Raw genomic sequence first — 12,343 nt, 5'->3', positions numbered from 1 at the left:
GTCAGCCGGGCGCCGTCACCTTGCGGTAGGCGATTTCCGCCAGGCGGCCCTGGCCGTCCTTGCTCGGGTGGAACCAGTCCCACGGGCTCAGCTGGTCCCCGCCGAAGTCGTAGTCGAAGACCGCGCCGTCGTCGTAACGGCAGGCGTGGTCCTTCGCGCACACGTCTTTCAGGACCTCGTTGTACGACACCACCCGGTCGTAGACCTCGGTGCGCCGCTCGGTCGCGGCCGCGCCCAGGTCGTCGGCGTCGGCCAGCATCGACTGGCAGATGCCCAGCTTCCAGATCTGCTTGCCCAGCGGGCTGCCCCGCCCGGTCGACCAGAGCCGCTTCAGATCGGGCACGCTCGTCACGTACACCTGCGACTTCGGGGACACGGCGCGCAACTGCCGCAGCGCCGCCGCGAAGTCCGTGCGGAAGGCGGTCACCGGTGTCATGTCCGAGACGTCGCTGCGACAGGCGTCGTTCGCCCCGGCCATCACGGTGACCAGGCCCGGCTGCTGCGCCCCGGCCTGGCCCATCTGGGCCGGCAGATCGGCCATCCTGGCGCCCGTCTTCGCGAAGTTCCAGCTGTGCTCGGGGGCCGCCGGGCCGAGCAGCCGGACCGCGAGCGAGTCGACCCCGGCGTCGCTGCCGGTCGACCAGGAGACCTCCGGGCAGTCGGCGAGCACCGTACAGGCGTCGAAACCGCGGGTGATGGAGTCGCCCACCGCGGCGACCGACTTCGGGCTGCGGTCCCAGGCCGGGGTGGGGCTCGGCGAGGGCTTCGCGGCGGCCGACGCGTGCGCGTCGGGGTGCCCGCCGCCGGACTGGCAGCCCGTGGCGGTGGCGAGGGCCGCCGCCGCGAAGAGGGCTGCGGTGGTGCGGGCGCGACGGCTCCGGCAGCGGTCCGGCATCCCGGGTCCCCCTCCGTGCGGCAGTTGTGCGGCGGTCATGCGGTGTTCCGGCGTCCTCGCGAGTGAAAGCTTGGTGTTCGAAGGCGCTCCGACCGACATTACGACACCCTTGGCACAGCTCCGCGCGGTAGCTTTGGCCCGTCCAGCCAGAGGAACCACGCCAGACGACTCCGGTAAATTACATCACGTCACATACTGTCCCATTTCAGGAGATTAGCTCCCGATGCTGTTTACTGTTGAACCCAGGGGCAGAATGTCAGGTGCTGTCCTGACCGGGAACGGCAGGGGCGCGAGGCCGCTGGGGAAGGCGACCCTCGAACCGCACTGGAGGTCCCGGTGACGACACGTGGAGTTCTGTACGTCCACTCCGCCCCGCGCGCGCTCTGCCCGCACGTCGAATGGGCGGTGGGCGGCGTCCTGGGGGTGCGCGTCCAGCTCGACTGGATCCGCCAGCCCGCCTCGCCCGGCACCTGGAGAGCCGAGTTCTCCTGGCGCGGCGAACCCGGCACCGCCTCCAAGCTGGCCTCCGCGCTGCGCGGCTGGCACCTGCTGCGCTTCGAGGTCACCGCCGAGCCCTGCGCCACCGCGGAGGGCGAGCGCTACAGCGCCACGCCCGACCTCGGCATCTTCCACGCCGTCACCGGAATCCACGGCGACATCCTGATCCCGGAGGACCGGCTGCGCGCCGCCCTCGCCCGGTCCGTCCAGGGCGAGACCGACCTGGCGGCCGAGATCGCCAGGCTGCTCGGCAAGCCCTGGGACGACGAGTTGGAGCCCTTCCGCTACGCGGGCGAGGGCGCCCCGGTCCGCTGGCTGCACCAGGTCGTCTGATCCGGTACGTACGGTCGTCTGCATCCGGGTACGTACGGTCTCTGATCCGGGTACGTACGCGAAAGGGCCCCCACCCGCGGGTGGGAGCCCTTTTCAGCGCCGTACTCAGACCGAGCGGAACGCCAGCACCACGTTGTGGCCGCCGAAGCCGAACGAGTTGTTGATCGCGGAGATCGAACCCTCGGGGAGCTTGCGGGGCTCGCTGCTCACCAGGGCCGGGTCGACCGCTTCGTCGAGGTCGTCGATGTTGATGGTCGGCGGGGCCGTGCGGTGGTACAGGGCCAGCACCGTGGCGACCGTCTCGATGCCGCCGGCGCCGCCGAGGAGGTGGCCGGTCATCGACTTCGTGGCGGAGATCGCCACATGGTCCAGGTCGTTGCCGAGGACCTTGCGCAGCGCCTTGATCTCGGCGATGTCGCCCTGCGGGGTCGACGTCGCGTGCGCGTTGAGGTGGACCACCTCGGACGGCTTCAGGTCCGTCGACTCCAGCAGGTTCTGCACCGCGGCGGCGACGCCCCGGCCGGTCGGCTCGGGCTGCGCGATGTGGTGGCTGTCGGCCGACAGGCCCTGGCCGAGCACCTCGCAGTAGACCCGCGCGCCGCGCGCGGCCGCGTGCTCGGCCGACTCCAGGACGACGACACCGGCGCCCTCGCCGAGGACGAAGCCGTCCCTGGCCTTGTCGTACGGGCGCGAGGCCTGCTCGGGGTGGTCGTTGTTCTTGGACATCGCCATCATGTTGGCGAACGCCGCGATGGGCAGCGGGTGGATGGCCGCCTCGGTACCGCCGGCGACCACGACATCGGCGCGGCCGGTGCGGATCATCTCGACGGCGTACCCGATGGCCTCGGCACCCGAGGCGCACGCGGAGACGGGGGTGTGGACGCCGGCCCGGGCGTTCACCTCAAGACCGACATTGGCCGAGGGGCCGTTCGGCATCAGCATCGGCACGGTGTGCGGGGAGACGCGGCGTACGCCCTTCTCCTTCAGCACGTCGTACTGGTCGAGCAGGGTGGTGACACCGCCGATGCCCGACGCGATGACCGTGCCCAGGCGCTCCGGAGTGACACCGGAGTCATCGCCCGCGGGGGCGGTGAAGCCCGCGTCGGCCCAGGCCTCCTTGGCCGCGATCAGCGCGAACTGCGCCGAGCGGTCCAGCTTGCGGGCCAGCGGGCGGGGCAGCACCTCGCCGGGGTCGACCGCCGCCGGGGCGGCGATCCGTACCGGCAGTTCGGCGAAGCGCTCGCCCTCGAGCGGGCGGACACCGGAGCGTCCCGCCAGCAGACCTTCCCAGGTCGAGGCCGAGTCGCCACCCAGCGGTGTGGTTGCGCCGATACCGGTGACGACCACGGTGCGATTGGTCGAGCTCACAGGAAATTTCTCCACGTGTGTAAGGGGCGTGAATCAGCGGCGCCACCGCTGGGTGGCAGACCGAATTCAGGTCCTGAATCAGTCCTGGTGCTTCAGGATGTAGCTGGCGGCGTCGCCGACCGTCTTGAGGTTCTTGACGTCCTCGTCCGGGATCTTGACGTCGAAGCGCTCTTCGGCGGCGACGACGACCTCGACCATGGACAGCGAGTCGACGTCCAGGTCGTCGGTGAAGGACTTGTCCAGCTGGACGTCCTCGACCGGGATACCAGCGATCTCGTTGACGATCTCGGCGAGACCCTCGACGATCTGCTCCTGCGTGGCGGCCATGTTGGCGCTCCTTCGGTGTTTAATGCTTCGATTTACGGGCTTCCGGAAGATCCGGAGTGCCTAGGGGAGGGTAACGACCGTCGCGGCGTACACGAGACCCGCCCCGAAGCCGATGACGAGCGCGGTGTCGCCGCTCTTCGCCTGTCCGGTCGCCAGGAGCCGCTCCATTGCGAGCGGGATCGAGGCGGCCGAGGTGTTGCCGGTGGTTTCCACGTCACGCGCGACCGTGACGTGCTCCGGCAGTTTGAGAGTCTTCACCATCGAGTCGATGATCCGCATGTTGGCCTGGTGCGGAATGAAGACGTCCAGGTCGTCCGCCGTGATTCCGGCCGCGTCCAGCGCCTGCTGGGCGACCTTCGCCATCTCGAACACGGCCCAGCGGAACACCGCCTGGCCCTCCTGCGTGATCGCGGGGAACTTGCCCGTGGAGCTGTCGTACTCGGTCCACGGCACGGTCTGCTTGATGGTCTCCGACTTGTCGCCCTCCGAACCCCAGATGGTGGGGCCGATGGCCGGCTCCTCGGCAGGGCCGACGACCACGGCACCCGCGCCGTCGCCGAACAGGAAGGCCGTCGCGCGGTCCTCCAGGTCGGTCAGGTCGCTGAGCCGCTCCACGCCGATGACCAGGACGTACTGGGCGGAACCCTCGACGATCATGCCCTTGGCGAGGGTCAGCCCGTAGCCGAAGCCCGCGCAGCCGGCCGAGATGTCGAAGGCCGCGGCGCGGTTCGTGCCCAGCTTGTCGGCGATCTCGGTGGCGACGGCCGGGGTCTGCTTGAAGTGCGAGACGGTGGAGACGATCACGCCGCCGATCTGGTCGGCGGAGATGCCGGCGTCGGCGATCGCCTTGCCGGAGGCCTCGATCGACATCGCGGCCACGGTCTCCTCGGCGGAGGCCCAGTGACGGGTCGCGATGCCCGAGCGCGAGCGGATCCACTCGTCGGAGGAGTCGATCGTCTCGAGGATCACCTCGTTGGGCACCACGCGCACGGGACGGTAGCCGCCCACGCCCATGATGCGCGCATACGGGGCGCCCTTGCTGGGCCTGATCTTCGACATGGGGCTCGGCTCCTTAGGCGGATGCATGCTCGGCGATGAGCGCACGAGCCGCGTCGAGGTCGGCGGGGGTCTTCAGGGCGACGGTCTTGACACCCGGCAGCGCGCGCTTGGCGAGCCCGGTCAGGGTGCCGCCCGGGCACAGCTCGACCAGCGCCGTCGCGCCCAGCTCCTTGAAGGTCTCCATGCACAGGTCCCAACGGACCGGATTCGAGACCTGGTTGACGAGCCGCGCCACGATCTCCTCGCCCGTCGCGACGGTTTGGCCGTCGGCGTTCGAGACGTACGTGAACTTCGGGTCGGCGATGTCGAGGGACTTCGCCGCCTCCTCCAGCTCCGCCACGGCCGGATTCATGTGGCGGGTGTGGAAGGCGCCGGCCACCTTGAGGGCCACCACGCGGCGCACGCCCTCGGGCTTGTCGGCCTCCAGGGCGGCCAGCTGCTCGGCGGTGCCGGCGGCCACGATCTGGCCCGCGCCGTTCACGTTCGCCGGGGTGAGCCCGAGCTTCTCCAGGTGCGGCAGGACGACCTCCGGCTCACCGCCGAGCAGGGCGGCCATGCCGGTCGGCGTGATGGCCGCGGCCTCGGCCATGCCCAGGCCCCGCTTGCGCACGAAACCGAGCGCGGCCTCCTCGGAGAGGACGCCCGCGAAGGCGGTGGCGGTGATCTCGCCGACGCTGTGCCCGGCGACCGCGCCGGGCGCGACGTCACCCAGGGCGGCGGCGGACAGCAGGCCCGCGGCGACCAGCAGGGGCTGGGCCACGGCGGTGTCGCGGATCGCGTCGGCGTCCGCCTGCGTGCCGTAGTGGACGAGATCGAGACCGATGGCGTCGGACCACACGGCGAGCCGGTCGGCGGCGCCGGGGAGGTCGAGCCAGGGGGTCAGGAAGCCGGGCGTCTGGGCGCCTTGGCCGGGAGCGACGAGTACGAGCACTCTCACACTCTCTCTTGTGGACGGCTCCGCACGCCCGTGGGGACAGGGACGAAGAACCGTCGGGGGAATTGTGGGTGTCCGACAAAAGTCTAGGACTGCGAATCCGCGTCGGCCAGGCGCCCCAGGATCAGCGCGATCCTCAGCGTGAACGCGGAGCGTACATCGGACGGTGACCATCCGGTGACGTCTGTCACACGTCGGAGCCGGTAGCGAACGGTGTTGGGGTGGACGAACAACATCCGGGCCGCGCCTTCAAGACTGCTTGCCTGCTCCAGATAGACGCTCAGGGTTTCCAGGAGCGCGGAGCCGGCTTCCTCCAGCGGTCTGTAGATCTCCTCCACCAGTTGCTCGCGCGCGGCAGGATCGGACGCGATCGCCCGCTCCGGCAGCAGATCGTCCGCCAGCACCGGCCGGGGCGCGTCCTGCCAGGCCGAACACGCCTTCAGGCCGGCCGCGGCGGCCTGCGCGGAGCGGGTCGCGGCCAGCAGATCCGCAACGATGGGGCCCGCGACGACGGGGCCCGCCGCATACGGCCCGATCAGGCCCTTCGCCACGTGCAGCGGGTTGTCGCTGCCGCCCGCGATGACGACGAGGCGGTCGCCGAGCACCCCGGTGAGCACCTGGAGCTTCGCGTGCCGGGCGGCCCGCCGGATCGCCTCCACGGTCAGCTCGCTGTCGCCGTCCGGCGCCGTACCGAGCACGACGCACACGTGCTCCGGCGAATTCCAGCCGAGCGCGGCGGCCCGGGACACCGCCCCCTCGTCGGCCTCGCCGGAGAGCACCGCGTTGACCACGAGCGATTCGAGCCGGGCGTCCCAGGCGCCGCGCGCCTCGGCGGCCTGCGCGTACACCTGGGCGGTCGCGAAGGCGATCTCCCGGGCGTACACGAGCAGCGCCTCGCGCAGGATCGACTCGTCGCCCGGCGCCGCGACCTCCTCGATCGCGGTCTCCATGACCTCGATGGTGGTCCGCACCATCTCCACGGTCTGGCGCAAGGTGATGGCTCGGGTCAGCTCGCGCGGGGCGGTGCCGAAGACGTCGGTCGAGATCGCCTGCGGCGTCTCGGGGTGCCGGAACCACTCGGTGAAGGCCGCGATACCGGCCTGGGCGACCAGACCGATCCAGGACCGGTTCTCCGGCGGCATCGCCCGGTACCACGGCAGCGTCTCGTCCATGCGGGCGATGGCGTTCGCGGCGAGCCGCCCCGAGGACTGCTCAAGACGCTTCAGGGTCGCGGCATGCGGATGGGCATTCTTCGCGGGCTGTACGGGATCGGGTGCTGGCACGGGGACAAGACTGCCTTATCGGGAACCTTCCCCGCCGGGCCGGGGTGAGACCTAGCGACAAATGGGGGGCGGCGTCGCGGGGCTGGGGCACGCACCTCGCCGCGTTGTCGTCACTCGCCGACGCTCCGCGTCGACTCGCTCCTCCGCCTTGCGATGCACGCACCCCAGCCCCGCTCCTTCTTCCACCCCCCATCTGCCGCTAGGTCTACGGTGGACGACGTGATTTCAGTCAGGCGCGGCGACGAGCGTTATCCCGGTGGGGAACCGGACGCCGGTATCGAATCCCTGCACGCCTTCTCCTTCGGCCGGTTCTACGAGCCCGACAACCTCCGCTTCGGGGCGGTCCTCGCCTGCAACGAGGAGCGGCTCGCGCCCGGCGCGGGCTTCGACGAGCATCCGCACAGCCATACCGAGATCGTCACCTGGGTCGTCGAGGGCGAGCTCACCCACCGCGACTCGGCGGGCCGCACCACGGTGGTGCGCCCGGGCGACGTGCAGTGCCTCAGCTCGGCGGCGGGCGTCCGGCACGAGGAACGCAACGAGGGCGCGGCCCCGCTGGTCTTCCTCCAGATGTGGCTGGCGCCCGCGCAGCCCGGCGGCCAGCCCGGGTACGAGATCGTCCGGGGCATCGCGGACTCCACGCCCTACGCGGTACGTTCCGCGGGCGCCCTGCTCCACGCCCGCCGCCTCGCGCCCGGCGAGCGCGCCGAGGTCCCGGACGCGCCCGCGGTGTACGTCCATGTCGTACGCGGCCGGGTGCGCCTGGCCAAGGAGGATCTGGCGGCTGGCGACTCGGCGCGGATCACCGCTGCGCCGCCGGGCCTTGAGCTGACCGCCGACGAGAGCGCCGAAGTACTCCTGTGGGAACTCAGCGCCGGGTGAACTCGGCGAGCACCGCGTCCGTGAACGCGGGCCACGCCTGGGCCGCCCAGGGGCCGAACGCGCGGTCCGTCAGCGCGACGCAGGCCAGGCCCGCGTCCGGGTCGATCCACAGGAACGTACCGGACTGGCCGAAGTGGCCGAAAGTGCGCGGGGAGGACGAACTGCCCGTCCAGTGCGGGGACTTGGCGCTGCGGATCTCGAAGCCGAGGCCCCAGTCGTTGGGGTTCTGGTGACCGTAGCCGGGCAGCACGCCCTTGAGGCCCGGGTACTGCACCTGCATCGCCTCGGCGACCGTGGCCGGATGCAGCAGCTGCGGTGCCTGCACCTCCGCCGCGAACCTCACGAGGTCCTCGACGTTCGACACGCCGTCCTTGGCGGGGGAGCCTTCGAGGCTGCTGTTCACCATGCCGAGCGGCTCGAACACCGCCTGGCGGACGTAGTCGGCGAAGGGGATGCCCGACTGCTTCGCGATGTGGTCGCCGAGCACCTCGAACCCCGCGTTGGAATAGAGGCGGCGCTCGCCGGGCGGCGCCGTCACCCGGTGCTCGTCGAAGGCGAGCCCCGAGGTGTGCGCGAGCAGGTGGCGGACCGTGGCGCCCGCGGGCCCGGCCGGCTCGTCGAGCTCGATCGCCCCCTCCTCGTACGCGACGAGGGCCGCGTAGGCGGTGAGCGGCTTGGTGACGGAGGCCAGCGGGAACCGGTGGGACACCGGCCCGTGCGTGCCGGCAAGTGTTCCGTCGGCCCGTACGACAGCCACCGCGGCGGTCGGCACTGGCCAGTTCTCGATGATCCGCAGGCTCTCCATGCGTACGAGCCTAAAGGGTGCTCCGGGCGGGCCGCGCCGGGTTCGCGGACGGGCACCCGGCCGGGGTGTGCTCGGCCGAGTGCAGCAAGAGGTTCCGGATATCACTTGCTTGGAGTGCACTCCAACGTTCTAGCGTGGTGGTCATGACGGTGATCGCAGACACTCCGGCCACGGCGCTGCAGGCGGCGCACGACTGCTCGACGCAGCCGCGCCACCCGCGCCCCGACGGGCAGGACCGCTACACGATCAGCGAGGTCGTGGCGTGTTCCGGACTCACCGCGCACACTCTTCGCTGGTACGAGCGGATCGGTCTGATGCCGCACGTGGACCGCTCGCACACCGGCCAGCGGCGGTTCAGCAACAAGGACCTGGACTGGCTGGCCTTCGTCGGCAAGCTCCGGCTGACCGGAATGCCGGTCGCCGACATGGTCCGGTACGCCGAACTCGTCCGCGAGGGGCAGCACACCTTCGAGGCCCGCCAGGAGCTCCTGGAGCAGACCCGGCGCGATGTCATAGCGCGCATGGCGGAGCTCCAGGACACGCTCGCCGTACTCGACTACAAGATCGACTTTTACGCGGACGCCCGCAAGGCGTCGGAAGCGGACGCCCGCAAGGCGTCGGAAAGGGCCTGAACACCCATGAGCAACAGCCCCATTGAGAAGATCAGCACGGTACGGCTCGGCACCGAAGGCCCGCGGATCGGCGTTCAGGGCTTCGGCGCCATGGGCATCAGCGAGTTCTACGGCGACACCGACCAGACCGCGGCCCGCGACACCCTGGAGGCCACCCTCGAAGCGGGCGTCAGCCTCATCGACACCGCCGACGTGTACGGCTCGGGAGCCAACGAGGAGTTCCTCGCCCCGTTCCTCGCCGCCCACCGCGACGAGGTGACCCTGGCCACCAAGTTCGCCATCGAGCGCCGCGCCGACGACCCGCAGTACCGGGGCATCAACAACTCGCCCGCCTACATCAAGAAGGCCGTCGAGGCGAGCCTGCGCCGCCTGGGCATCGACGTCATCGACCTCTACTACATGCACCGCCGCGACCCCCAGGTGCCGCTGGCCGAGTCCGTCGGCGCGATGGCCGAGCTGGTCCAGGAGGGCAAGGTCAAGCACCTCGGCCTGAGCGAGGTCACCGGCGCCGAGCTGCGCGAGGCGTACGCCGTGCACCCGATCGCCGCCCTCCAGTCGGAGTGGTCGGTCTTCAGCCGGGACGTCGAGCGCAGCGCCGTACCGGCCGCCGCCGAGCTCGGCGTCACCTTCGTGCCGTACTCGCCGCTCGGCCGCGGCTTCCTCACCGGCGCGTTCGCCGATGCGGGCAAGGAGCTGTCCGGTTCGGACTTCCGCAAGTTCCAGCCCCGCTTCACCGGTGACAACGCGGTGGCCAACGCGGCCCTGCTGGAACCCCTCCACAAGATCGCGGCAGCACACGGCGCGACGACCGCGCAGATCGCGCTCGCCTGGGTGCAGCAGCGTGCCCAGGTGCACGGCTTGACCGTCGTCCCGATCCCGGGCACCCGCAAGCGCAGCCGCCTCCTGGAGAACACCGGGGCGACCCGCATCACGCTGAGTGCCGAGGAGCTGGCGCTCATGGAGCCGATCGCCGGGCAGGTGGCGGGCGACCGCTACCCGGACATGTCGTCCACCTCGGCGGCCCGCGAGCAGTAGGGTCACGCAAGTCCCAGGGCGAACACCGCGAAGCCCGCCGCGAGCAGCCCCGCCGCTGCCCGGCGGGCCTTCGTCGCCTTCGCCCAGGGCGCCTCGAAGCCGCGTGCGTAACGGGCGACGACCGCGAGCAGCACCGCGAACACCGGCATCCACGCGAGCCGTTCACCGATCCAGGCCGGCGTGTCGGGCGCGGTGGTCAGCCCCGGCACCCGGCCGGCGAGGGACGCGGGCACGGCCGCCGCGAGCAGCGCCGTCTGGTGCCAGCACAGGATGGTCATCGCGGACAGGTTGATGACCACGACGGGCGCCCAACGGGCCGGTTTCCGCAGCCAGTCGGCGATCCTGCCGCGCAGCAGGATCGCGGCCCCCGACTGGGCCGCGGCGAGCGCGAGGACCAGCAGCGACGGCGGATGCGAGTTGGTGCGGGCCTCGCCGGGCACGCCGACCATCGACGCCGGGTAGTGGAAGAGGGCGAGCAGCGCGGCGAAGAGCAGCGCCCCGCCCGCGAACAGCAGCCACCCGCCGCGGCGGCCGATCCTCTTCTCCCCCCAGGAGAGACCGAGTTGGTACGCGAACAGCCAGCCCGGCAGGATGTTGAGGAGCGAGAGCCAGGACGCCATGGCGTCGGCGTACGGTCCGTAGCGCAGGAAGTCGACGGCGGCGACCACACCGAGCAGCGGGGCCGCCGCCCACCCGCCGAGCTTGTGGGCGGCGCGTACGCAGTACGGGGTGAGGACGGTGACGGCCGCGTACACCCCGACGAACCACAGCGGCTGGATCACCAGGGTCGATCCGGTGCGCAGGGTGTCGCCGGGCACGCCGAGGGCGTGGAGCACCGGGATCATGGCGGCCCAGACGGCGGTGACGCCGACCACGGGCCGCCCGAGCCGCGCGATCCGCCCCCGCAGCCACTGGCCGGTGGATCCCTTCCTCCGGTGGAAGGAGAGCACCGAGGCATATCCGCCGACCAGGAAGAAGATCCCGAGCATCTGCAGGATCCAGCTGGCCGGCGCGAAGCCCGCGAACGCGGAGAGCGGGCTCGCGTTGTGCAGCGCGCCCGCGCTGTCGCGGGTGAACCCGCCGAGCAGCCAGTGCCCGGTCGGCACGGCGAGCAGCGCGAGGGCGCGCAGCCCGTCGATGGCGCGGTCGCGGTGGGCGGGCGTCTGCCGCTCGATCTCCGCCACGGCCTTGGTCAGCGCACTCATCGGACATCTCCGGTCGCGATGGCGGCGAAGGCCTTGAGGGATTCGGTGCCGGGGGCGAAGTAGCCGGTGTGGCCCTGGGCGTCGGCGGCGGGCACCCGGCGGGCGCCGAACGCCGGGTCGGTGGGGTCGGCGCCGTGGCCGAGCCCCGCGAACTCGACGTGCGGTACGTCGCCGATCCAGTCCGAGGGGTCCCGGGCGGCCCACACCCGGGCGTCGGTGTGCAGGTCGGCGGCGGTGTCGGCACGCATGCCGGGGGAGCCGAGCGCCACGATGTCCGAGGCGTCGGTGTCCTTGGCCGCGAGGCCGCACACCACGGATCCGTAGCTGTGGCAGAACAGCACCGGGTCGGGCGTGCCGACGGCGTCGAGCCCCTCGGTGAACCGGGTCAGCCGCTCGGCCCCCGCCTCGGCGAGCTTCCCGGTGGCCGCGTCGATGCCGACCCCGACCGGGGTGGTGTATCCGGCCCAGGCGATCACGGCGGTCGCGCCGTGGGTCGCGGCCCGCAGCGAGGCGGCCATTCCGGCGGGGGTGCCGTAGCGGTCGTTCGTACGGTCGAAGGTGCCGGCGTCGATATCGGATCCGGGCACGACGACGGAGAGGTGCCCGGATCGGTCCAACTCCCCATAAACCTCGGCCACTTGACCCCTACCCCGTGGATCGAACGCGAGGATCTGCCGCTCGGGGGCGGCGAGCCGGGCGTACCGCGGGTCGTGCGTGGCGGAGATGGCGAGCCGGTTCGCCTGGTACCGCAGATGTACGGGGGCGCCGTCCAGGTTCCCCACGATCTGGGGGTGGCGGCGGGCCAGCGTCTGCTGCTCGGTGGTGCTCAACCCGGCGAAGAACAGGGCGACTTCGCGGGGTGTCGCGGTCGCCGGGTCGGGCAGGGGGTGCCCGAACGCGGTGTCGGCCCGCCAGGCGGCGGCGCCGGGCGGCGGCCCGGTGACGGCCTGCTGCGCGTCGGCCGCCGCCCACCCGGCCGTCCCCGCGACGACCGCCCCCACCAGCGCGGCAGCAACAACCGCCCTCCCGAACCGACGCATGCCCCGACTCCCTTCCTTCTCCTTCGCCATTCCTTGACGAGGAGGAA

At 71.5% G+C, this 12,343-nt stretch carries 13 protein-coding genes; 4 read left to right on the top strand and 9 right to left on the bottom strand.

Annotation, left to right across the window (positions count from 1 at the left end; all coding sequences use genetic code 11):
- Nucleotide 1 precedes the first annotated feature (1 nt).
- Complete coding sequence (locus ACIBK6_RS00405) at nucleotides 2–895, bottom strand: SGNH/GDSL hydrolase family protein (RefSeq protein WP_399048417.1); 894 nt, start codon at nucleotides 893–895, stop codon at nucleotides 2–4.
- 336 nt (nucleotides 896–1,231) lie between these two features.
- On the opposite strand from ACIBK6_RS00405, the gene ACIBK6_RS00400 reads away from it, so the two are divergent.
- Nucleotides 1,232–1,726, top strand: coding sequence for a DUF3145 domain-containing protein (locus ACIBK6_RS00400; protein WP_399047489.1), 495 nt, complete (start codon nucleotides 1,232–1,234; stop codon nucleotides 1,724–1,726).
- A 105-nt stretch (nucleotides 1,727–1,831) separates the two neighbouring features.
- On the opposite strand, the gene ACIBK6_RS00395 is transcribed toward ACIBK6_RS00400, so the two are convergent.
- The 5 genes from ACIBK6_RS00395 to ACIBK6_RS00375 all read right to left on the bottom strand — a co-directional run bounded on the left by ACIBK6_RS00395 (nucleotide 1,832) and on the right by ACIBK6_RS00375 (nucleotide 6,697).
- Complete coding sequence (locus tag ACIBK6_RS00395) at nucleotides 1,832–3,094, bottom strand: beta-ketoacyl-[acyl-carrier-protein] synthase family protein (protein ID WP_399047488.1); 1,263 nt, start codon at nucleotides 3,092–3,094, stop codon at nucleotides 1,832–1,834.
- A 78-nt stretch (nucleotides 3,095–3,172) separates the two neighbouring features.
- Nucleotides 3,173–3,421, bottom strand: a complete 249-nt coding sequence (locus ACIBK6_RS00390; RefSeq protein ID WP_399047486.1) for an acyl carrier protein — start codon at nucleotides 3,419–3,421, stop codon at nucleotides 3,173–3,175.
- 60 nt (nucleotides 3,422–3,481) lie between these two features.
- Nucleotides 3,482–4,480 carry a ketoacyl-ACP synthase III gene (locus ACIBK6_RS00385; RefSeq protein ID WP_399047484.1) on the bottom strand — a complete coding sequence of 333 codons (999 nt, stop codon included), beginning with the start codon at nucleotides 4,478–4,480 and terminating at the stop codon, nucleotides 3,482–3,484.
- Between the two features lie 13 nt (nucleotides 4,481–4,493).
- Nucleotides 4,494–5,411 (bottom strand): ACP S-malonyltransferase, encoded by a 918-nt coding sequence (locus ACIBK6_RS00380; RefSeq protein WP_399047483.1) that lies wholly within the window; start codon nucleotides 5,409–5,411, stop codon nucleotides 4,494–4,496.
- Nucleotides 5,412–5,500: 89 nt separating this feature from the next.
- The gene (locus ACIBK6_RS00375; protein ID WP_399047481.1) at nucleotides 5,501–6,697 is read right to left on the bottom strand and encodes a PucR family transcriptional regulator; all 1,197 of its coding nucleotides are present in this window, start codon (nucleotides 6,695–6,697) and stop codon (nucleotides 5,501–5,503) included.
- A 222-nt stretch (nucleotides 6,698–6,919) separates the two neighbouring features.
- Between ACIBK6_RS00375 and ACIBK6_RS00370 the strand changes: the two genes are divergently transcribed.
- Nucleotides 6,920–7,579 carry a pirin family protein gene (locus tag ACIBK6_RS00370; RefSeq protein WP_399048415.1) on the top strand — a complete coding sequence of 220 codons (660 nt, stop codon included), beginning with the start codon at nucleotides 6,920–6,922 and terminating at the stop codon, nucleotides 7,577–7,579.
- Here ACIBK6_RS00370 and ACIBK6_RS00365 read toward each other — a convergent pair.
- Nucleotides 7,566–8,384, bottom strand: coding sequence for a serine hydrolase domain-containing protein (locus tag ACIBK6_RS00365; protein ID WP_399047479.1), 819 nt, complete (start codon nucleotides 8,382–8,384; stop codon nucleotides 7,566–7,568). The two genes, ACIBK6_RS00370 and ACIBK6_RS00365, sit on opposite strands and share 14 nt — an antisense overlap.
- A 143-nt stretch (nucleotides 8,385–8,527) precedes the next feature.
- Between ACIBK6_RS00365 and ACIBK6_RS00360 the strand changes: the two genes are divergently transcribed.
- Together ACIBK6_RS00360 and ACIBK6_RS00355 are read left to right on the top strand one after the other, a co-directional pair.
- On the top strand, nucleotides 8,528–9,016 hold the full coding sequence (locus tag ACIBK6_RS00360; protein WP_399047478.1) for a MerR family transcriptional regulator: 489 nt from the start codon (nucleotides 8,528–8,530) through the stop codon (nucleotides 9,014–9,016).
- A 6-nt stretch (nucleotides 9,017–9,022) separates the two neighbouring features.
- The gene (locus tag ACIBK6_RS00355) at nucleotides 9,023–10,051 is read left to right on the top strand and encodes an aldo/keto reductase (RefSeq protein ID WP_399047477.1); all 1,029 of its coding nucleotides are present in this window, start codon (nucleotides 9,023–9,025) and stop codon (nucleotides 10,049–10,051) included.
- Between the two features lie 2 nt (nucleotides 10,052–10,053).
- On the opposite strand, the gene ACIBK6_RS00350 is transcribed toward ACIBK6_RS00355, so the two are convergent.
- Both ACIBK6_RS00350 and ACIBK6_RS00345 read right to left on the bottom strand, forming a co-directional pair.
- Complete coding sequence (locus ACIBK6_RS00350) at nucleotides 10,054–11,256, bottom strand: acyltransferase (protein ID WP_399047476.1); 1,203 nt, start codon at nucleotides 11,254–11,256, stop codon at nucleotides 10,054–10,056.
- The gene (locus ACIBK6_RS00345; RefSeq protein ID WP_399047475.1) at nucleotides 11,253–12,296 is read right to left on the bottom strand and encodes an alpha/beta hydrolase; all 1,044 of its coding nucleotides are present in this window, start codon (nucleotides 12,294–12,296) and stop codon (nucleotides 11,253–11,255) included. Before ACIBK6_RS00345 ends, ACIBK6_RS00350 begins: the two co-directional genes overlap by 4 nt.
- Nucleotides 12,297–12,343: the final 47 nt, after the last annotated feature.

It is taken from the genome of Streptomyces sp. NPDC050485 (assembly GCF_044458185.1).
Lineage (GTDB): Bacteria > Actinomycetota > Actinomycetes > Streptomycetales > Streptomycetaceae > Streptomyces.
The sequence above is the reverse complement of the archived record's forward strand: the minus strand, read 5'-3'. Positions and strand labels throughout refer to the sequence as shown.